We start from the raw sequence: 21,087 nt of genomic DNA on the forward strand, positions 1-21,087 counted from the left end.
TCAAAAAAAATCAAAAAAAGCTAGCGCAGAGATTCACTCCCGCTAACTTAAAGATGTAGGTTAATCAGGTTAAAGCATTACTGAGACAATAACTTAGGCGATCGGCGCAGTTAATTCCGCCACCTTCTCTTCCCATTTGCGGGGTGGGGCAGCCCGGCGGATCGTGCGCCAGATCTTAGTAGCGGCCATTGTGCCATCGGCAACCGCGACCGACACTTGATTTAACCCTTTCTTGAGATCGCCCACGGCAAATATACGCGGGTGGGTGGTTTGTCGCCATTCGTCGGTAACCAAGTTCTCGCCATCCCATTCAAGATCTGCGATCCCCTTGAGGTAGTCATTATGGTACTGAGAACCCATATTCACCAGGCCGGTAGTAGCTTCAACAACTGTGCCATCTTCCAGTTCCACACCGGAGAGCTCGTGATCTTCGCCCAGGAAGCGCTTAATCTTGGCTTCATAGAGCGGGTAGCCATGTTCAGCTAACTTGTGCCGCATCTGATCACTAACTTCAAACTCCCCATTGGTTAGCACCGAAATATAAGGTGTGAACCAGTTCAACACAAAGGCAGCTTCCATCTTGCCTTCATTACCAGCGATCAACACTGCCTTTTGATCCCACATGTCATAGCCATCACAGATCATACAGACGTGCAAAGTATAACCAGCGTAATCAAATACGTTTTGCATATCATCAAGCTGAGGCAAATTATCGATAATGCCACTGGCTGCGATCACATATTTACTGTGCAACACAGGATGAATACTGTCGTTTTTACCGACTTTGACCTTCACCGCAAACGTATCACCTTCATCGATCACTTCTTCCACATAACCACGCAGGTAGTCAGCACCCCATTCAAGTGCCTGATCCATGCCAGTTTTTTGAATATCCCGACCAGGAGTGGTGGCTTGAACACCAACATAGTTACGCAATTCCTGCATCCAGAAGGAACGACCTTTCCCTTTTTCAACAATCAGCGTTTTTAAGCCATAGCGAGCTAAATAAATTGCCGCCGACAGGCCACCTGCACCGCCACCAACCACGATCGCATCGTAAACATAGTCAGCGCGATCGTTAATATTTTTGCTGGATAGTTTCATAATATCCACCCCCAAGAATTTCAATGTGAGAGAGCTTACAAATGTTTTAAATGAGACGGTTTCAATAAACGATTAAACGAACAGCATCAATCCTTACTAGCCGGCTCAAGTCAACTTGATTATTGATATATTGTATTAAGAAAAATTGATTTCAAATTTAAAGCACCCATGAGAGATAGGTATAGATTAGTCTCCCATAGGTACTTAAGAATTTTGTTCAAGGGAACGCTAGATGCTTAATTATAAAGGTAGCGATCGCCTTGGAACTACATCTACTTACTTGGCAGACTTTAGGTAAGCCAGCATGGTGTCGGCATCAGAAACCTCAAATGGATCGGTAGGGCAATCATCTTCATAGCCAGGCTCTGCAAACAACTTCTCGATCGTGCCATCATTGACTACCATCGAATAGCGCCAAGAACGCATACCGAAGCCAAGATTATCTTTCTTAACCAACATACCCATTTTGCGGGTGAATTCGCCATTCCCATCGGGAAGCAAGAATACATTCTTTACACCCTGCTTTAGACCCCACTGGAACATCACAAATGCATCATTAACTGACACACAGATGATTTGATCAATTCCCAAAGCCTTGAATTCGTCATACAGCTCTTCATAGCGGGGAAGGTGAGTGGAAGAGCAAGTTGGCGTGAAGGCACCAGGCAAAGAGAACACTACAACGCGCTTGCCAGAGAATAGTTCGGCGGTGGTGCGATCTTGCCAACGGAAGGGATTGGGGCCTTCTACGGATTCATCACGAACACGGGTCTTGAATACTACGTCAGGTACCTTATCTAGAACTGCTGCCATGTTTCCTAGCTCCTTTATTGTTAGTTAGTTGTTGATTTTACTGGTTCGGGAATTTTACCTTTACAGTGCAAATTTTGTTGATGAGTGATCAGAACTCATATTCTTCTTTAAGCGATCGCCAGAATCGGAGATTAATCAAGTCATGGGGGCGATCGCCAAGCTCATCTATTTGCTCCTATGGGATCGACATTGCAAACCTTAAATCGATCGCTATCCAAGGAGGGCATAAAAGACTTAAATTAAGATTGCTTAGGTTTGTTTTAACAATTTAAATCATACTCATAACGACTCCGTGTTGTCAATTGAACGACCTCTACCTATAAGTAGATTTATTGATATTTATGCAGCATTAGTGGTTTCCTTTGATGAAGTCCCAGGTATCGAATAGTATTTTTAAGCTTGGCAAATGTCCTGTCTCATTACAGCGTTTTCTTAAGGCATCTAAATAAGCTTTGCTGCAGACTTCTCCAGGCTTCTTTTTTTTGTATTTTAATTCACACTCTTTCAAATAAGAGGTCAAATAATTCATGTGATATTTTGCTTTCTTACGTTTAGATGACCCGTCCGGCATTGCTTCAGGGTCTCTATTCATGATGTCGAAAAATGACATAAAGTTCTTAAAATTATGGGATTTTCCTGTTGGCAGGCCAGATGCAATATCTGTATTACCAAGCAACCAGGTTTCAAAGCAGCAATACTGAACAATGATAAAGATATTGCAAAATCCTCCTAGACCAATTTCATTTATCAGCGGGTATAAATGTGACTTAACGATACTAAGACGCTTCTGGTAAGACTCATCTTCAGAATCCAAGCAAATAAAAAAGTAATCTACATTCTGGTAATCCTTTATATCTTTTAAGCAAGCTTTTAGTCTTGTATAACCGGAAGTCATGCCTGGTTTTTTAACCAGATTTGGGAACCCTCTCCCAGAGACAATTCGGCAAGAGTTCCCATTTGTCATATCCTCAGGGCGAATTACGAAATCAATGTTCGGGAAAGTATGCTTTAACCATGATCTATATACTTGGATCTCAGTCGCCTCACCCTCTACAAGGAAAAGGAAATTCATGCAACGCTATCCTCAAATTCTAGGAAATCAATCAAGAGAGTGAATTTATCCAGGCTCGAAGCGGTATGAAGCTCTGTTATTGAAGTCGCTTTTCTGACCTTGATTTTATTGCCGTCTCTAGAAACTATTTGCCAATTTTCCCAGGGAATATTATTGATTATGTATGGATGGTGGCTAGTAATAATAAACTGCATTTCTTCTAAAGACTGATCAAGAACGAAATCAGTAATATCAGACATACAATTGATCCCAAGACTATTTTCGAAATCATCAATACAAATAACCGATTTTTCGGGCGCAAAAATGGCTTCAACCATATAAATGAGTGTTCTATACATGCCTGAAGAAATTCGTCTTTGCGGAACCCAGTTCTCTTCTTCCTTGATCTCAAATGTTAGAACAAGCTTATCTTGCAACCTTTGTTTTTTGACCCTTATATCTTCAACCGTGTCAAATACATTCTGATAATTGAATTTCAATTCATTAAATTTATCTGGGAATGCTTCTTGTATTGTGTACGCTTTGAGAACAGGTGGAGCTTCGGCTAGAAATGCTAGAACCTCCTTTTCCTTTACCTCAAAATCTACATCATCATGATTATCACCTGATACAGTTGAACTATCGTCAGAAACTTGTGAATCATTATTATTGGAAGGCTCAGGTATGCTGAGAATCCTTTCCTGAATGATCTCATTAAAAACAAATCTATCAAAACCCTGGCTTATGGGAGCAATTGTTTTTTCTTCAGCAAGTAGGGCAATCACACTTTCTGAACGTTTTAATTTGGGAAGTATTGAATCACCTAGCTTTGATTTCTCTTGGCTCCTAATTAGTATCTCTACCTGCTTATCTAAGTCTATTTTTACTACCCTTTCAAACGTAATATTGGTAAGTTCAGATTTTTTAGCTGCTGACAATTTATCCTTTATAGCGGCACTCTTTAGTTCCCATTGGTAATTGTTTCCATCGTGTGAGAAGTCAATGCACCAATCTATTTCATCTAAAGGAACACTTCGTCCCTTCGCAACACGAGACAATAGTTTAAGTGCCTGTATTATGGTGGTCTTGCCAGCTCCAGAAACACCAACCAACAAATTCAAATCATCAAACTCGATCGGTTCGATGTGCCAATTCTCCTTATGATTGCTATATCTAAACTTTTTAATTCTCATATTTAGCCACCAGGCTTAATAATTATGTTGATCCCGATTAAATCAATTCTATAGCTTCAACGTAGCATCATTATCAGCCGGCGGCCGATCGCCAAACGCCTCAAAAAACTGCCGCGCCCGATCGGGAAACTCAGGAAAACTATACTCCGCATCCCCCGCCGCGATCTTCGCCCAGAAATAACGCAAACTTGGTTTTAACTCTTCTGCCAGGTCTGGTTGCAAACACAACGGCGGATGGGTTAGCAATCGCATCATAAACGGCCCCGATCGATCGCCCATCCATTCCCGCGAGAAATGTTGCAAATCAGGAAACTGGGGCACTGAGATCACCCGATGCGATCGCACCTCCAACTTAGCGCCATCGAGATCTTGCTTGTAATGCAAGATTCGATAGGGGTGCGGATAGCTCACCAACGAGCCAGTGGTAATTTCATAGAGATCATAGCGATCGCAATAGGCAATGTCTTGCACATGCAGATGCCCAGTAAATATAAGCTTCACGCCATGATAGTTCAGGATTTCACAGAGGCGATCGGCATTACTGAGAATATAGCGCCGCCCCAGTGGGTTACTGGCCTGTCCTGGCATATGCTCTAGTACGTTGTGGTGGATCGTCACGATGATCAATTCATCGGGATTCGCAACCCGCAGATCCTTGAGTAATTCCTCTAGCCAGTCTAATTGCCCTTCATCGATCCGGCCAAGTTGTTTGCCCTCAGCGTCAAAAATATTAGAATTGAGGCCAAGCAAGCGCACCCCTGGCATAACTTCGCGGTGGTAATAAATCTGCTGGGGATCGGCATAGCCAAATGCGGCATATCGGGGCGCAAAATGATCGAGGCTGCCGATCGTGGGTACGTCATGGTTGCCGGGGATCACATAGACCGGATAGGGCAATTGTTTGATCCTTTGCACCACCCAATCATGATTTTCGGGCTCGCCATGCTGGGTCAGATCGCCAGGCAGCAACAAGAAATCCAAATCTAGCCCAGCCAGGTGATTTAGCACCACTTCAAAGGCATCTATACTCAATTCCACCAGGTGAAACCTGCTTGGGTGATCCCAAATTGTATGGGGCAGAGCTATATGTAGATCGGAGGCGATCGCAAATTTAAATTCTAGGGACTGCGGCATGATGGCTAGAGCAAATCAAAATAAAGAAGCAAATTAAGGAACTTATGGCGATCGATGCTGGTCAGTTTAAGGATATTTACCACTGTGAACCTACCTCAACTATTCCTAGCATATTTAGTTAGCATAATTGGCGCTTATCAAAATATGATCGCGTCAGCCAGGATATAGAACATATAGGGCAAAAGGAAAAGTGCGATCGCTAGGGTGGGGGATCGGCGCGACGCTGATTATGGCTAAATAACTTTTAATTGGTTGGGCAGGATGATCATTGGCTCATTGGCGCTCATCTTTCGATCGAACTGACGTTGGCGCAAAAAGAGCAAAATAATCAATGCTCGCACGGCAAATAGCCTTGACAATAGCCGATCGAGATCACAGCTAATCTGGCTAATAAGTGTTTAATTGAACAGCCAGGTTTGATGTTTACTTTCAGCCTTTGGGCTTTAATCCTCTGAATAGCTTTAAATACGCTTAATCCGGCAATTTATATTTCGATATCTCGATCGCTGTAATCGCCGTAATCGCTTTCTGGCAAGGTAAATCAAATCTAACTATTTAACTATCAAAATATCTACGCTTAATAAATAAATTAAATAATTCATAGATTAAACCATTGATTGACAGCTACTTTTAGATAAAGCCCATGCATATTAATCGTCGCCGCTTTTTACTTGGTCTGGCTGGATTTGGAACCTCACTGCTGGGACAAAACTTAGTTAGCGATCCCAGTCATAGCTCACCTGGCCGTTTGGTGCCTCAGCCCAGGGAATTGAGCTTAACTGCCTACGATAGTCTTCGGTTTGTGGCGATCGCCGATACGGGGATGGGTGATGATGGCCAATATGCCGTAGCGAAGGCAATGGGTGAATTTTATGATCAAAGCCCTTTCCCGTTGGTATTGATGGCGGGGGACAATATCTACAATCGCGGCGAGATGACCAAAATTGAAGATTGTTTTGAGAAGCCCTATGCCAAGCTAATTGAGGCTGGGGTAGAGTTTCGGGCGGTGTTGGGCAATCACGATATTATGACCAGCAATGGCCGCGATCAACTCAACTATGAGCCGTTTAATATGCTGTGGCGCTACTATACCTTTCGCAAAGGGCCGGTACAGTTTTTTGGCTTGGATACGAACGACAATGCCGATTGGGAGAAGCAACTAGTATGGCTGGAGCAATCCCTGGCCAGAACGATCGCCCCCTGGAAAGTGGTCTTTGCCCATCATCCGGTTTATTCTTCGGGGCAGCATGGCAGTAATGCGGAGCTGCAAGAGAAGCTAAAGCCAATTTTTGCCAAACATGGAGTGCAGCTATACCTCAGTGGCCATGACCACAACTACGAGCGATCGCAGCCGATCGATGGCACTACCTATATTGTGCATGGTGGTGGTAGCAATATTCGGGGGGTAGGTTGGTCAGAGCATACGGCGGCTACGGCGGAACGACTTAGTTTTGTGGCGATCGAAGCAACTAGAAATAGCCTCCGCACCAGTGCGATCGATGTGGATGGTCAGGTATTTGATACCAGCGAAATTGGTATCCATCAGCTTAATGCGGGTGAGTTAATTGGGATTTAGCCTGGATCGAGAGGCGGTGATGATCGCAAACAAGCTAAAATCAATCATCTAAAAATAGTTGCGAATCAAGTTAGACATACTTAGACTTCTTGCCTCAATGTTCAAATAGCAACTGAGATCATGATTCTTTGGTTGTGATATTGGATCTATACAAAAGATCTAGGCAAAAGCTCTATAGATATGAACTATAAGGATTACCAGTATTATCTTATCTATTAGCTAGCTATATTTTGACCGGTTTGGCTGTCCAGGCCACAATAAGCGCAACTGTCAGGGAACATAGGAATAGATTATTCATGATGATCAAAGTCAAACAAGCATCGATCGCCCACCCCCAATTTATCTCTCAGCATATTTCTCAACATATTTCTCAACATATTTCTCAGCATCAAGCTGTTAAAGATTTAGCTCCTCCGAGATCAAGAGCGAAACAAAATAGATGGCGGCGATCGCTGGATAAGCTGGCACTGGCTGGATCGCTGGCAGTGGGGACATTTGCACCATTAGGAATAGCGAATCCAGCAGCGGCAGGGCCATTACCAGAACAATCGCTCTGGGGCAATCCTACCTGCGCGGTCACGCCGATCGAAATTGGTCGCAAAAACGAGTTGCGTAAGGCCAGTTTGAATGATTCTGCGTCAGCTCAGCTTTATGAGGCGATCGTACAGCGACACAGCCAGCAATTGCATGATTGCCGCGATCGTACCTGGCCGCAAACCCAGGCGGTCTGGTTAAGGTTATATGCCAATGATGCCGAGCCAGGCGTATTAGAAGATGTGCTCGATCGGATTGTGAATCGGGGCTATAACCAGGTATTTGTGGAGGTGTTCTACGATGGTCGGGTGCTATTGCCGGTTGCCAACAATCCCACCCCCTGGAAAGCGGTAACCGAAGAAGCGGTTCAAGATGGGGAAGTGAGTGCCGAGCATGATATCTGGGCGGAGTCGGTGCGCTTAGGTCAAGAACGCGGCCTCAAGGTCTATGGCTGGGCGTTTACGCTCAATTTTGGTTATAGCTACAGTGAATTAAGCGATCGGCAGGCGGCACTGGCGCTGAATGGCAACAATGAAAACAGTATTGCCAATAGTCGGTTTGACCCGCAAGAAGTTGCCGGCGGCAAGTCTTTTTATCTGGATGCCTACGAGCCCGATCATTTGTTTATTGATCCCTATCATCCCCAATCGCAAAAAGACCTGACTGATGCGGTTAAGGCGCTCATGGAAGCACAACCGGATGGCATGGTGTTTGACTATGTGCGCTATCCCACCACCTTCGGCCAGGATACCCTGATTAGCAATGTCAAGCAGTTGTGGATTTATGGCAATGCCTCGCGCCAGACGCTGCTGAGAAGTCTGCCCGATCCGGTAGCCAAGCAGATTATGTCGGTATATATGGATAACGGTGCGGTGACGGCGGCGGATTTGATTGCGGCAGAGTCAAATTCAAGCAATCTAATTATCCCTGGTGCGACTGCCCCCTTGCCCAATGATCCGGAAAAGTCTGCCGCGATCGCGGAAAGTTTGCTCTGGCAGATCGCCGTGAATCATGCCTATCAAGGCGTAGTTAAGTTTTTAAATACAGTCACATTGCCATTGCAGCAAAACAATGTGGCGATCGGCACGGTGTTTTTCCCCGGTGGCAATCGTAAATCTGGGCAAACCTATGATGCGCGGATGCAACCCTGGCATTTATTCCCCACCAAAATGGAACGCCACCCGATGACCTATGCCATTTGTGATGATGGTGTGTGTGTGGCTAAGCAAGTGGAGCAGGTGGTTAATCGGTCTAGCCCAGAAACCCTGGTTTGCCCAGTGCTGGCAGGCACCTGGGGACAAAAATTTGGTGGCCATCCCAGCTTGGAAACCCAGATGCAGGCGATCGCGGGTCTGGTTAATCCAGAACAGGTAAACTGCGTGAGTCATTTTGTCTATGCCTGGATGGAACCAGAATCAGACAAACAACGAAAAGCAGGCACGGCGACCGGAAATTAATCACAAGCCAGACCAAATATTGATTGAGCTAAAGAGCTAAGTAACTATTAGGTAACTATACCTGATTCAGTTCTGTGATCTTTTCAATCAATTCCTGCTGGATCGCATCGGCTCTGTCATTGGCGATCTGGCAGGTGCCCGCATTGGGATGGCCGCCCCCCTCATAACGCAGCATCAACTGACCAATATTGATCTTGCAACTGCGATCGATAATTGACTTGCCCACCGCAAACACAGTGTTTTGCTTCTTCATGCCCCACAACACATGCATGGAAATATTGCATGCTGGGAACAGCGCATAGATCATAAACCGATTGCCGGCATAGATTACTTCTTCATCACGTAAATCAATTACCACCAGGCGATCGTATACCTTGGATTGGCGCTTAATCTGCTCCTTGAATTTGGCTTCCTGCTCAAAATATAATTCAACCCGATCTTTAACATCAGGGATCTGCAAAATATCATTGATGTCGGGCTTGTTCTGGCAATAATCCACCAATTGCATCATCAGCTCATAGTTAGAGATGCGAAAATCACGGAATCTGCCCAGGCCAGTGCGGGCATCCATCAAGAAGCTGAGCAATTCCCAACCTTTGGGATTCAAAATTTCATCGAGGCTGAATTGGGCTGAGTCCGATTTATCCACCGCCGCCATCATGTCCTGGGACACATTGGCAAACTTGAACTTACCACCAAAATAGTTATAAACCACCCTGGCTGCGGAAGGGGCTTCGGGATCGATGATGTGGTTTTCACTGCCTTCATAAACGCGAATTGTTTCACTGTAGTGATGATCGAAGGCCATATGTACACCCTCGACATAGGGCAAGTTGGTGGTAATATCCCGATCGTTCACCTCAACTTTGCCATCCTGCATATCTTTGGGGTGGACAAACATAATCTCGTCGATCATGTCCATTTCCTTGAGCAGAACCGCACAAACCACGCCATCAAAATCACTGCGAGTAATTAGCCGATATTTCTTTGCTGCCTCAACCATTGCCTCATTCCTCTGCCTGCTTGGTAATATTGTTAATGCTGTATGCCTGTGTCATCCATTCTAGGCAATCGCCCCGTTTTTTCATAGTTCAAAGGGTGCGATTAGGTGATGCTGCCTTGATAATTGCTGCTAGCCTTTAATGTCCGTAAGCAATAATTAGTGCTGCTATAAGCCTGCTGTTGCGATCTTTCCAGAGATGCTGATTCTTGATCTCTAGCCAAACATTCAGTAGATTTAGCCTACTACTTAGCCAACTAATCAAAAATTTACACTCATAAACATCTGCAGCAGGAATGACGATCGCCCTGGCTTAGTAATGTTCACGTAGCATCCTGGCCGAATCCCCGCAAATTGGCGCAAGACTGGTTCAGCCAACAAAAATAAAATTTAGTTAGCATGTATCTATAAACTAATCGATCGCAATTAGCTAACTTGAGCGATCGCAAGTTAATATTTAGCAACTCTAATTGATGGGACTGCTTGCATAGATGCTAGATGCTAACTATCAGACCGAGATTGTTGCCCGGACTGAGCGACATCGCAGATATACAAGTACAGCAGAATAGGACAAATTAGCTTGGGGAGCAAAAAGAGTGGCAAACAAAAAACACCTGAGTTTATTACTAGAGAGCGCACAAGCCTGGAATATCTGGCGGCAGCAAAATCGCCATATTCGGGTTGACTTAGTGGGGGCAAATCTGGGCGGTGTTGATTTGATGGAAGTTAATTTGAGTGGCGCTGACCTGTTCCGAGCCGATCTCACTGGCGCTAATTTAATGGGCGCTAATCTCAGTGGTGCTAATTTAATTGATGCTAACTTAACCAAAGCCGATTTAGTTTGTGCCGATCTATCATTTGGTTATATGCGTGGCGCTAACCTGCGTTATGCCGATCTCACTTCAGCGGATTTACGATCGGCGATTTTGACCAATGCCAACCTCAAAAATGCCACTACCAGCAATACTAATTTTAATGGGGCTATTTTTGATGGGGCGACTTTGCCGGATGATTATGTGATTAATGCGATCGCGCAGTGGCAAAAATAATTTTGAATAATTTAGTTGATTGGGGTTCGAGACAACAATCAATTTCTGCTTAGATGGCTGAGTCAAGCAAATTTGGACTGAGTTTAGAACTAGGGTTAGATATCTAAGTTATCCAGAAAATAGTAAATTAATTTAAGTTAGGCAATACGATCGCTTGCTTAGGTTCTATATGCGCCCATTAACCGTGATCTAGCGGTTGAGTAATAGTGTGGCTGGCTGAATAATTAAGGTAATCGGATCGCAATTAATTACCAATCAATTTAAGGCCGAGTCGCAGTAAGATTAATAATCGCGGCAGGTAGGTGTGATCCCATCTGTAGACTTGGAATCTCGATATCTAAACATTTAAAAATATTTAAACCCTAGCCAATTTCGGAGATACGCATGACCAACAAACTAATGCCTGGTAAGCCAGTACCAAGCTTAGACGTTGAAACCCTGGAAGGTGTGAAGTGGCAGTTAGAAAAGCAAGATCCTAGAAACTTTTCCATGATTGTTTTTTATCGTGGTTATCACTGCCCTGCGAGTAAGCCCTATTTGCAAGAAATCGATCGGCGCTTGGGTAAGTTTTTGGTGCTGGGGATTGAGGTGATCGCCATAAGTAGCGACGATCGCGCCAAGGCGGAACTTGCTCAGGATGAGTGGGGGATCGAGAATATGATGATCGGCTATGGTGCTGGCATTGATAAGATGCGCGAGTGGGGTTTGTATATCTCTAAAGCTGCATTTGAGGGTGAGCCGGATATATTTAATGAGTTTGGCTTGTTTATGGTTAGAGCTGATCACACGCTCTATTTTGCTGAGGTGAGCAGTGCTCCCTATGGTCATCCCAACGTGAGTGATACTTTGTATGCTTTGGATCTGGCGATCAATCAGGGGCACCCGATGCGCGGCGGTGCTTAGTCATTCCCCTAACTATTAACTGCAACTATTTCAACCGTTTTTGTAGCCTGCATCAACTCAAACCACTCAATCAAACTATCAAGCTGCTTTGCCGTTGGCATCACCGCCAGCCCTCGCACCGTTACTTTGCCTGGTTGATAGACAAACCGCGAATGTAAATGCGCTGGCAATCGCTGTTGCAAAATCTTCCAGGCTGGTTCTTCTAGTTTGGTTTCCAAAACCACATGTTGTTTATGCTCTGGTCGGATCCGCGAAAAGCCGATCTTCTTGGCCACCAGTTTCAGCTCCATCACCTTAATCAACTGCTGCGCCGGTTGGGGCACATTGCCATAGCGATCGCGCCATTCTTCCAGAATCGAGGCCAATTCCCGCCGTGAGTTCACCGCCGCCACTGCTCGGTATGCACTCATCTTTTGATCGGCATCGGGCATATAGTCCGCCGGGATAAACGCTGTGATCGGCAGATCGACCTGGGTATCGTCTACCTCGATGATCTCAGAACCGCGAATCTCGTTGATCGCCTCTTGCAGCATTTCCATATACAAATCAAAGCCGACCACATTGATCTGCCCCGATTGCTCCGCACCCAGCAAATTACCCACGCCACGAATCTCCATATCCCGCATTGCCAATTGATAGCCGGAGCCCAGGTGCGTAAACTCCTGGATCGCTCGCAGGCGTTTATAGGCAGGTGGTGTGAGTTCGCCCTTGGGTTGATAGAACAACCAGGCATGGGCTTGCACCCCAGCGCGACCAACCCGACCTCGCAATTGATAGAGCTGCGCCAGACCAAATTTTTGGGCATCCTCAATGATGATCGTATTCACGCGGGGAATATCCAGGCCAGACTCAATGATTGTGGTGCAAATCAATACATCCGCTTCACCACTATTAAACGCCAGCATGGTTGACTCTAGTTCTGATTCTGGCATTTGACCGTGGGCGATCGCCAACCGTGCCGACGGGATCATCTCGCGGATGCGGGTCATGATCTGTTCCATTCCTTCAATGCGAGGCACCACATAGAATATTTGGCCACCGCGATCGAGTTCCTGGCGGATTGCGGTGCGCACCGTTTCATCGTTGTAGCGCGACAGGTGGGTTTTGATCGCGCGGCGGGATGGCGGTGGTGTGGCGATCAGGCTCATTTCCCGCACGCCCGACAGCGACATATAGAGAGTGCGCGGGATCGGTGTGGCGGTCAGGGTCAACACATCTACTTCCGTTTTGAGGGTTTTGATTTTTTCCTTTTGGGCTACGCCAAAGCGCTGTTCTTCATCCACCACCAGCAAGCCCAGATCCTTGAACTTAACTTCCTTTGACAAGATCTGATGGGTGCCGATCACCAGGTCTATTTCGCCAGTTTTGAGTTTTTGGATAATTTCTTTGCGTTCATTGGCAGTTTTAAACCGATTCAGCAACGCCACCTTGATTGGATAGGGGGCGAAACGTTCCTGGAAGGTGTGATAATGCTGCTGCGCCAGGATCGTAGTGGGAGCAAGTAGAGCCGATTGTTTGCCAGTAGTAAGAGCTTTGAAAATTGCCCGCACTGCCACTTCGGTTTTACCAAACCCCACATCACCGCAAACCAATCGATCCATGGGGCGATCGCTCTCCATATCTTGCTTTACGTCCTGGATCGCCTTGAGTTGATCGGGGGTAGGTTGATAGGGAAATGAATCCTCTAGTTCCTCTTGCCAGGGCATATCGACTGGGAAAGCAAAACCCATCTGTTGCGCCCGTTGGGCATAGAGTTTGAGCAGGTCGATCGCAATTTTTTTGATCGCCTTGCGCACTTTGTTTTTAGTATTCGCCCAGGCTTTGCCAGTCATTTTATTGAGGCGGGGCGCACCTTCGGAAGTACGCCGGAACCGGGATAGGGTTCCCACTTGATCGGCGGCCACCCGCAATAGCCCGTCTTCGTATTTGATTACCAGGTATTCGCGGGTTTCATGGTTGATCGTCAGGCTTTCCAGGCGCAGGAATTTACCAATGCCATGATGCTTGTGGACAATATAATCACCAGGCGAAAGCTTATTGATGTCTACCTGCTTGGAGGCAGCACGGCGACGGCGACGCACAAAGGTTGGTGTGCCCAGGGCATGTTGACCAAAGAACTCCCGATCGCTGACTAGCACTAGCCTGAACGTGGGCAAAATAAACCCTTGCATCTCGGCCAGGCCAGAATATTTAAGCGCAACGGGAGTGGAGACGTTGTTGAGCTTTTCGATCGCGGGGAAGTCACGGCTATTGGGGACAAACTGCGCCGGGCAATCGTGCTCTTGCAGCAAGGCTACAGTGCGTGAGGGCTGAGCCGAAACCAGGGTAACGGCATAATACTTATCGCGGTATTCGCGGATCATTTTGGCCAAACTCGCAAATTGATGGGGCGTGGCCGGAATTGGCCGACAGGAAAGATTCAAGCCCTTATTCTCTTCCGCGATCTCTGACAGATAAAGACAATCGAATATTTCCACCATCTCTAGACAATCGCTAAAACTCCGATGTAGCGGTGCGATCGCTAGATCATCTTTTTGATCAATACTTTCTAAATTCTCTAATAAATGCCCATAGGCCGCCGCCGCCGATTCATACCAACGATCGCTATGGGCTTGACATTGCTCGATCTCGTCGATCGCAATTACACAATCCATGGGCAAATAATCCACCAGCGAAGCAGTAGATTTAGGATGCACAGCCAGAGTCTTGGGCTCGGATTCAGGTAAATCAGTGGAAACTGACTCTAATTCTTTAAATTTCTCAACTGCTTCTGGATTAGAGCCATCGCCCAAATCGCTTAGGTCACCCAGAATCGCTGTATAACTGACCGGGGTAACGCTGATGGCATCGATCGCGTCCAGGGTGCGTTGGGTGGCTGGGTCAAATTCGCGGATTTTCTCAATCTGATCGCCAAACCAATCCAGCCTGACCGGTAACTCACTGGAAGTAGGGAAAATATCCACAATATCGCCACGCCGACTCCATTGCCCTTCTGCATCCACCATATTGGTGCGCTCATAGCCCATCTCGGCCAGTTGCTTTGCCAGTTGCCCCAAGCCCAGCTCTTGGCCAATAGACAAATTCAGACAAGCGGCTTTGAATTGTTCGATCGATGGTAAATGAACTTGCAAGGCGCGATCGCAGGCCACGATCGCCATTGGTTTGCTGGGTTTATCTGGTTTATTTAGTTGATCGGGATCGGCAGCACCCTGTTTGAGTAACTCCGCCAGCACCTGCATTTGACCCCAGATAATATCCGATTCAGGTGTATATGGCTCATAGGGCACCGCATCGGAAGTAGGGTAAAAATGCACCGCTGACCAGCCCATTGCTTCCAGTTGCACTGCCCAACGTCCAGCTTCTTCAATTGTGGCTGTAATCACCAGTAGCGATCGATCCTGTTTCTGGGCGATCGCGGCAGCAATCAGGCCCTTGGGCAATCTTGGTATACCATTTAAGTTAAGGCTTTGGGATTTGGTTAGCTTGCTTTCCAGTTCCGCAAGCAGGGGCGATCGGATCAAAGACCGAACAACAGAAGAAAATGCCATGAGTCAGTAAGTACGGTAAGTACGAGGGATTAAACAATCAGAATTTATCAATTGGGACGATCTAAATATATCTTAATCATCTCGCTCAATGCTTGGGCATACTCCCCCCACCTCGATTATGCTAGAAGCGATCGCCTATTCTGAAGACCATGACTGAAGAAAATCCCCTCAAACTCACCCTGGAGCATTACCAGCGATCATTGCTGGTGCTAGAGAGCAGTAGTTCTAGTCAGCTTTCGGAGGTTCATGCCCTGGATATTCTGATGGTGCGCGATCGCCTCCAGGAAATTATCGATAGCCATAGTCAACTACCGCCCGATCTATTGCTAGAGATTACCAAATTCGATCGGCGGTTGAAAAAAAGAGGCGAGTTGATCGCCAAGCTAATTAACCTGGTGGAATGGCGGAATTTGCTCAAGCCCGATCCTGAAGCCTGGTGGTGGTGGTTTCCGACCAGGTGGGAGAAGTTTGATTGGCTCTGGAATGCCCTCAGTATCACCGCGATCACTATTTCCCTCAGCTTAATTGTCGATACCTCAACTCGATTGCTCAGTGCCAAGCCCGATACCTTTAGCACCTTGGCGGTAGTTGGGCAAAGCGTGATGACTTTGCTGGCTGGTGGTGGAGCCTTGACCAAGGCAGGACGGGAAGCGCTCGAAAAGATTTTGATTGCGCTTAGTATTCCACCTCGATTCTGGCAAGAAATTAGCTGTGGCCTGGCCTGGTTATTGATGCTCAGCCTGCTTGGCTTGAATGCTGGGTTACCAAGAATTGCGGTGATGATGAACCAGGATGGGATGGAAGACATTGAAGCGGGTCGAATTGAAACCGCCGCAGCCAACTTCCAAAGAGCGATCGCCCTCAAGCCAGACTATGCCCAGGCTCATCTTAATTTGGGAATGATCTATGAAGAGCTAAGGGACTTCGAGCGTGCCATTGTGCAATATGAGATCGCCAGTAATATTAAGCCCACTAATGAGGCGGAACGGCAGGCAGTATTGCAAGCCTATAGTAATTTGTCGCGGCGCAAAATTCTGGATCAAAACTACTCTGTGGCAGCCTCAGTGATCCTCTCTGGCCTGGATTTAATTGAAACTGAGCCAAATGCAGCCAGCGATCCCCAGCCCACCTATGAATTACTCAAAAATTTAGGTTGGACTCGCCTGGAGCAAGGCCGCCTGGAGCAAGCGGAAACGATCTTACAGGATGCGCTTAAATTAGAGCCGCAGAGCGGTGAGGCACATTGTTTGTTGGCTGAAACCTTTGCCGCTCAGGGGAATGAAGCGGCAGCGATCGCCAGCTCGCGCCAATGCATGGCCTATGCCGATAGTCTTAATCCGAATGAGGATGCATTGCTGGGCCAGGCGCAGGAGCGATTGCAAGAGATCAGCCGTTAGACATAAAATCTTAACTCCTCCCGATTTCTTTACTTTTTGAAGCTAATGTTAAATTGGTACATAATACGTACTTATAGGAAGCGGATCAAAAGAAGTCCAATTGTGCGGTTAAAGCCGAATATTGGCTCCCAGAGTCGAATCCTTTATTGGTGCTAGTAATAGCAATCTGGTCAAATTGTGAAAATATTTTCCATGATCAGCTATTTCAAGAATTAAGGGGGGATATACCTTAAACGAGGGGGATTTACAATTTTTATGTATGACACGATCGGTTGCCATACTTACTTTCTTTACTGCCCCTTAGCAATACCTGAATATTCTGCATATTATCTCGCTATCAATGCTTTGATGGCTAACTGCCAAATTGGGACTAGCTAGCCGGATTCCTTAACTAGACTGGTTTGAAATGACAACACAAATAATCAAATTGTTTGGATTTTGCGGAGCAGATCGTACTGATATCAGGATGAGTTTGCCTAGCCAATGTGTGATTTATCTAATCGATCTAACTGAGATCGATCGAAGTTGTGTAGCTATAAGTGAGTTATAGATGTTAAAAATGCCAATCCAGAACATAGATAATCAAGAATCTGACCTCGCCAGGATTGACTACAATAAGCTAGAAAATTTTCTTGCCCAAAAGAATTGGCGTGAAGCTGATGCCGAAACGATGGCAATTATGCTCACCGCCACCAATCGCCAGGATCGAGGCTATATCGGTGCCAAGGATGCTAGATTATTGCCGATCGCTGTGCTCCAGAAACTCAATAGCCTCTGGGATCGCTATAGTAATGGTCAGTTTGGCTTTACTGTCCAAAAGCGGATCTGGCACCAAGCCCAGCGAAACTATTCAGAGTTTGGTGATTTAATTGGCTGGCGCACAGACGGGCAGTGGCTCAACTACGGGGACATTAGTTTTGATGAGTCGGCAACAACTGGACATTTACCAGCACTGATGTTTCCCCTACCCATGCCAGGAGGTGGTGAAGTCTCCTCATTTGTGGTTGGCAAATGGCGGGTAGAGTTGCTCTCTCGCCATGACATTCGACAGGGCTAATATTAAGCGCTGCTTTGGCCTACTTTGGCCTAGCTGATATGACCGCCATCGATCGAGATCGATAAAAACTAGGCCAAGTATTGCTGGAGAACTACATTTGCGCGAGTTTTAACCACTGGTTCGGTCTCTTGAGCACAAAGTGGTTCCAGCAGCTCACCCATGCAGAAGTTAAACTGATGGCGCTCATGCTTACTGAGATTAGCCAAAGCTACTACCACTGCATAGCGTACTGACCAGTTTGGATCGGTGCAAAGATCGCTAAAAAGCTCAAAAATGCGGGCTTGCTGATTGGCGATCGGAGCCGGGCTATGGTATGGCCAGTTAATTCTCGTTAACCCTAGGATTGCGGCACGACGCACGCCCAACATTAGTTCATCGGGTTGGGCACATTGAATTAATACATCCAGCGATTGTAAGCTGCCTATATCTGCCAGAGCTTTTACTGCATATAATCTGGCCTGATTGTGATAGTTGTCGATCGCCATGATCAAAGCTGGCACTGCTGCATCCCCAAGTTCACGCAATGCTTGCAATGCGACTGTAGTGATTGCTGGATCTGGATCAGCTAGACTGGCAACTAAATAATCAATCTGGGACGCAACTTCAGCCGCTGCATCGATCGGTAATAGCGAATCAGGAATATCCGTAAGAGCTGGCTGAACCGAATTATCTGTTGGTTCTTGCCGAGCCTTTGACTCAAGATGCTTGGCAATTGGCTCCAGGGTAGCGATCGGTTCGATCCGTTCCAGGGTGGGCATCAAGCTATTAGTATTGTCCATATATAAAAAATAAAAATATAAAAAACATCTAGTCAGTTTTAAATGGCGGAAAAGTTAATGCTAATTCAGCTTTCCTGACATGAACAGTCAAACATGAGGCAATATGTCAAAATGTAACGAAATAATAAAATTGAAGAATAAAAAATGCTTTTAATTAAATCTAATTGCCCCTACTTTAACCAGAGCTGACCGAGACCGCAAGAGATGATCGAGACTCGTTTACGAATATTTACCTAATTGCTTTTTATTTATCCTGGTTATGATCTCCCAAAAACTAGCTCAGCGCTTTTCAATTGTCTTGAGCTAGCAAGGCGAAGCACAAATTGCTTGGCTTTACAGATTTACGGTAAATCCCTAACGGGCTAAGGATCTTAAAATAGCGATCGAATATTTTTTCCCAGCACTATTGCCAATACTAAAGAGTTGGCAGCCTAACTGCACAACCCCTACAACAAATCATCCATCCACAACATAATTTGCTGCAGTGGTTCAGAAAGACTTAAATCATAGTCTACGTTAGGCAAATGTGCATTCAGCAATTCTTTCAGGGCAGCCAATTTGAAGCTATCCTCCACTTCAGCTTGGGCGATCGCCTCGGCGGCAGGCAGATAGCCCAGTTGCCCTAAATTTGCTAATGCGATTCGACGCAGGCTGAGATCGGGATTTTTGAGCTGAATTACTAACTGCTCAGCATATTCAGTTTGCTCCGTGATGCCATACATGGCGCTAAAGGCAGCAAAACGAATTCGATCGGTGCGATGCCCCAGAAACAGCCGCACGAGATCTTCTGCCGATCTAGCTTTTAAGCGTCCCAGGGCTTTTAAAATTGCTTCATAGGGTTGCTGTTTTAAGCTGTTGATTGCAGCAACGTCAGTGGGCAATAACTGGCTTAGAGCCGGGATACAAGCCTGTGCTGCCCGCAATCCCTGGGGAACGCTAGCGATCGCCTCGATCGCCACCACCGCCGCCTCACGCAGATAATAGTCATCACTGCCTAGGGCTTCGATCAACGCAGGGATAGCACTCGGCTCTTTTAATTCCCCCAGAGCCCTAGCCGCATTGCGTTTGAGGGGATAGCCGCCCAATTCCGTGCTTTCTTCTTCGGCGTTCAGTGCTGCTAGTAATGGCTCCAGGGCTTCCTTGGCGCGGAGCTTACCCAACCACCATGCCGCATAGTAGCGCTGCGAATAGTCTTCGGCGCTTAAGTTGGCGATCGCCTGCTCTACGGTCAGAGCTATCTGAATTGATGGAGCGTACTCATCAGACATAGCAACCTATCAGGGGAAATCCATCGCTTTTGCTGATCTTGCTCTAGAAATGATTTTAATGCTTCAAATCTTTCTGGGTTCTAGATCGATCGACGGCATTACTTAAACCGATTTAACACTAGTTGGGAGCCAATCCCAGATCAAATTCTAGAGCAAATTCAAGTATATGCTTACTGTATCAGGATGTCTGCAATCATTGGGATTACAAAAAGTCCGTGATGAACGATAACTATTTAACCGGATTTGAGATTAGCTCAAGGATCTGGTCAAACTAGCTAACCATTAAAACAAGAAGCAATTAAATCAAAATTTTACAGACCGATCGCAACTAAGCCAAATTGGCGAATTTCAGCAAATGGATGATATCAGTCTTTTGATAATAGCTACGCATATATTAACAAAAGAGAACCTTTTGCCCTGAGCCAGTTATGCTGCGATCAGGCAATATTATTGGGCGATTACTTCGCAGTTAAGTCCCGATGTTCTCTAGTTTTGGGGGATGGGAAATTTATTTGATTAATCGATCTAAATCAACTTTAAGCCAACCAGCCAATAACAAATCTATACAATACAACGCCCAATTTTTTATAACACTGCTCGATTAGCAGCCTTGGGTTTGAGGATTGCATAGAGGCTTAAATCTAGATATGCGCCCTTTACGAAGGCATATTCACGCAACACCCCTTCAAATTGCATTCCTGCCTTTTCTAAGACCCTGGCTGAAGCCACATTTTCCTTCATACACATTGCTTCAATTCGATTCAGCATCATCACATGAAACCCAAACGCGATCGCCGCGCTCACTGCTTCAGTCATATAGCCATTGTGCCAATGGGATCGCGCCAGCGCATAGCCAATTTCTGCTCTGGCATGGGCGGGATGCCAATTCACAAAGCCGCAGGTGCCAATTAATTTGGCTTCACTGGCTAACACAATACCCCAATGGATCAGACGATCGCGTTCATATTGCTCGGCTAGACCGGTTAAAAATTCCTGGCTGTCAGCGATCGATCGATGGGGTGTCCAGTAAGTGTATTTGCTTACCAATGGATCTTGAGCATATTCAAATAGATCGGCCGCATCATCCAGCACCAAGCGTCTGAGCACAAGTCTTTTCGTCTGGAGCGTTAATAGCGGCTCTGGAATTTGCCAACCCTTCATCAAAACAACCTGATCGCGCTCAATTCCTTAACTATGCCTAACCAACTGGGCTTAACCAACTGA

General features: G+C 46.1%; 16 protein-coding genes. 6 read left to right on the forward strand and 10 right to left on the reverse strand.

The features are described 5' to 3' along the window. Positions 1 to 93: 93 nt before the first annotated feature. From PSE7367_RS11880 to PSE7367_RS11900, 5 genes are all read right to left on the reverse strand, one after another. Entirely contained in the window at positions 94 to 1,104 is a 1,011-nt protein-coding gene (locus tag PSE7367_RS11880; protein WP_015165590.1) for an NAD(P)/FAD-dependent oxidoreductase, read from the reverse strand. Positions 1,105 to 1,380: 276 nt separating this feature from the next. Beyond that, the gene (locus tag PSE7367_RS11885; RefSeq protein WP_015165591.1) at positions 1,381 to 1,917 is read right to left on the reverse strand and encodes a peroxiredoxin; all 537 of its coding nucleotides are present in this window, start codon (positions 1,915 to 1,917) and stop codon (positions 1,381 to 1,383) included. A 349-nt stretch (positions 1,918 to 2,266) separates the two neighbouring features. After that, complete coding sequence (locus PSE7367_RS11890; protein WP_015165592.1) at positions 2,267 to 2,989, reverse strand: hypothetical protein; 723 nt, start codon at positions 2,987 to 2,989, stop codon at positions 2,267 to 2,269. Further along, positions 2,986 to 4,161: an AAA family ATPase gene (locus PSE7367_RS11895; protein WP_015165593.1), complete on the reverse strand. Its 1,176-nt coding sequence runs from the start codon at positions 4,159 to 4,161 to the stop codon at positions 2,986 to 2,988. The genes PSE7367_RS11890 and PSE7367_RS11895 overlap by 4 nt, the downstream gene beginning before the upstream one ends. A 48-nt stretch (positions 4,162 to 4,209) precedes the next feature. After that, complete coding sequence (locus PSE7367_RS11900) at positions 4,210 to 5,295, reverse strand: metallophosphoesterase family protein (RefSeq protein WP_015165594.1); 1,086 nt, start codon at positions 5,293 to 5,295, stop codon at positions 4,210 to 4,212. 643 nt (positions 5,296 to 5,938) lie between these two features. On the opposite strand from PSE7367_RS11900, the gene PSE7367_RS11905 reads away from it, so the two are divergent. Together PSE7367_RS11905 and PSE7367_RS11910 are read left to right on the forward strand one after the other, a co-directional pair. Beyond that, the gene (locus tag PSE7367_RS11905; protein ID WP_015165595.1) at positions 5,939 to 6,871 is read left to right on the forward strand and encodes a metallophosphoesterase; all 933 of its coding nucleotides are present in this window, start codon (positions 5,939 to 5,941) and stop codon (positions 6,869 to 6,871) included. 296 nt (positions 6,872 to 7,167) lie between these two features. Next, positions 7,168 to 8,862: a glycoside hydrolase family 10 protein gene (locus PSE7367_RS11910; RefSeq protein WP_015165596.1), complete on the forward strand. Its 1,695-nt coding sequence runs from the start codon at positions 7,168 to 7,170 to the stop codon at positions 8,860 to 8,862. 55 nt (positions 8,863 to 8,917) lie between these two features. On the opposite strand, the gene PSE7367_RS11915 is transcribed toward PSE7367_RS11910, so the two are convergent. Further along, complete coding sequence (locus PSE7367_RS11915; protein ID WP_015165597.1) at positions 8,918 to 9,865, reverse strand: exopolyphosphatase-like protein; 948 nt, start codon at positions 9,863 to 9,865, stop codon at positions 8,918 to 8,920. Between the two features lie 593 nt (positions 9,866 to 10,458). On the opposite strand from PSE7367_RS11915, the gene PSE7367_RS11920 reads away from it, so the two are divergent. Further along, a complete protein-coding gene (locus PSE7367_RS11920; protein WP_015165598.1) occupies positions 10,459 to 10,911 on the forward strand; it encodes a pentapeptide repeat-containing protein in 453 nt (150 codons plus the stop codon). A gap of 384 nt (positions 10,912 to 11,295) precedes the next feature. Continuing rightward, positions 11,296 to 11,814 carry a redoxin domain-containing protein gene (locus PSE7367_RS11925; RefSeq protein WP_015165599.1) on the forward strand — a complete coding sequence of 173 codons (519 nt, stop codon included), beginning with the start codon at positions 11,296 to 11,298 and terminating at the stop codon, positions 11,812 to 11,814. 8 nt (positions 11,815 to 11,822) lie between these two features. On the opposite strand, the gene mfd is transcribed toward PSE7367_RS11925, so the two are convergent. Beyond that, entirely contained in the window at positions 11,823 to 15,362 is a 3,540-nt protein-coding gene (mfd, locus tag PSE7367_RS11930; RefSeq protein ID WP_015165600.1) for a transcription-repair coupling factor, read from the reverse strand. 149 nt (positions 15,363 to 15,511) lie between these two features. Here mfd and PSE7367_RS11935 point away from each other — a divergent pair, with 149 nt between their 5' ends. Together PSE7367_RS11935 and PSE7367_RS11940 are read left to right on the forward strand one after the other, a co-directional pair. After that, positions 15,512 to 16,759, forward strand: a complete 1,248-nt coding sequence (locus PSE7367_RS11935) for a tetratricopeptide repeat protein (protein WP_015165601.1) — start codon at positions 15,512 to 15,514, stop codon at positions 16,757 to 16,759. A gap of 550 nt (positions 16,760 to 17,309) precedes the next feature. Beyond that, positions 17,310 to 17,816: a GUN4 domain-containing protein gene (locus PSE7367_RS11940; protein ID WP_015165602.1), complete on the forward strand. Its 507-nt coding sequence runs from the start codon at positions 17,310 to 17,312 to the stop codon at positions 17,814 to 17,816. A gap of 68 nt (positions 17,817 to 17,884) precedes the next feature. Here PSE7367_RS11940 and PSE7367_RS20495 read toward each other — a convergent pair whose 3' ends face one another. The 3 genes from PSE7367_RS20495 to PSE7367_RS11955 form a co-directional block, all read right to left on the reverse strand. Continuing rightward, positions 17,885 to 18,595 (reverse strand): HEAT repeat domain-containing protein, encoded by a 711-nt coding sequence (locus tag PSE7367_RS20495; RefSeq protein ID WP_015165603.1) that lies wholly within the window; start codon positions 18,593 to 18,595, stop codon positions 17,885 to 17,887. A gap of 446 nt (positions 18,596 to 19,041) precedes the next feature. Next, a complete protein-coding gene (locus PSE7367_RS11950) occupies positions 19,042 to 19,863 on the reverse strand; it encodes a HEAT repeat domain-containing protein (protein WP_015165604.1) in 822 nt (273 codons plus the stop codon). Between the two features lie 585 nt (positions 19,864 to 20,448). Next, positions 20,449 to 21,024 carry a GNAT family N-acetyltransferase gene (locus PSE7367_RS11955; RefSeq protein WP_015165605.1) on the reverse strand — a complete coding sequence of 192 codons (576 nt, stop codon included), beginning with the start codon at positions 21,022 to 21,024 and terminating at the stop codon, positions 20,449 to 20,451. Positions 21,025 to 21,087 lie beyond the last annotated feature (63 nt).

The sequence above is a fragment of the Pseudanabaena sp. PCC 7367 genome (assembly GCF_000317065.1).
GTDB classification, from domain to species: Bacteria; Cyanobacteriota; Cyanobacteriia; order Pseudanabaenales; family Pseudanabaenaceae; genus Thalassoporum; species Thalassoporum mexicanum.

Coding starts and splice junctions, on each gene's coding strand:
- PSE7367_RS11880 (WP_015165590.1), bottom strand. CDS start 1,104: ATGAAACTATCCAGCAAAAATATTAACGATCGCGCTGACTATGTTTAC.
- PSE7367_RS11885 (WP_015165591.1), bottom strand. CDS start 1,917: ATGGCAGCAGTTCTAGATAAGGTACCTGACGTAGTATTCAAGACCCGT.
- PSE7367_RS11890 (WP_015165592.1), bottom strand. CDS start 2,989: ATGAATTTCCTTTTCCTTGTAGAGGGTGAGGCGACTGAGATCCAAGTA.
- PSE7367_RS11895 (WP_015165593.1), bottom strand. CDS start 4,161: ATGAGAATTAAAAAGTTTAGATATAGCAATCATAAGGAGAATTGGCAC.
- PSE7367_RS11900 (WP_015165594.1), bottom strand. CDS start 5,295: ATGCCGCAGTCCCTAGAATTTAAATTTGCGATCGCCTCCGATCTACAT.
- PSE7367_RS11905 (WP_015165595.1), top strand. CDS start 5,939: ATGCATATTAATCGTCGCCGCTTTTTACTTGGTCTGGCTGGATTTGGA.
- PSE7367_RS11910 (WP_015165596.1), top strand. CDS start 7,168: ATGATGATCAAAGTCAAACAAGCATCGATCGCCCACCCCCAATTTATC.
- PSE7367_RS11915 (WP_015165597.1), bottom strand. CDS start 9,865: ATGGTTGAGGCAGCAAAGAAATATCGGCTAATTACTCGCAGTGATTTT.
- PSE7367_RS11925 (WP_015165599.1), top strand. CDS start 11,296: ATGACCAACAAACTAATGCCTGGTAAGCCAGTACCAAGCTTAGACGTT.
- mfd (WP_015165600.1), bottom strand. CDS start 15,362: ATGGCATTTTCTTCTGTTGTTCGGTCTTTGATCCGATCGCCCCTGCTT.
- PSE7367_RS11935 (WP_015165601.1), top strand. CDS start 15,512: ATGACTGAAGAAAATCCCCTCAAACTCACCCTGGAGCATTACCAGCGA.
- PSE7367_RS11940 (WP_015165602.1), top strand. CDS start 17,310: ATGTTAAAAATGCCAATCCAGAACATAGATAATCAAGAATCTGACCTC.
- PSE7367_RS20495 (WP_015165603.1), bottom strand. CDS start 18,595: ATGGACAATACTAATAGCTTGATGCCCACCCTGGAACGGATCGAACCG.
- PSE7367_RS11950 (WP_015165604.1), bottom strand. CDS start 19,863: ATGTCTGATGAGTACGCTCCATCAATTCAGATAGCTCTGACCGTAGAG.
- PSE7367_RS11955 (WP_015165605.1), bottom strand. CDS start 21,024: ATGAAGGGTTGGCAAATTCCAGAGCCGCTATTAACGCTCCAGACGAAA.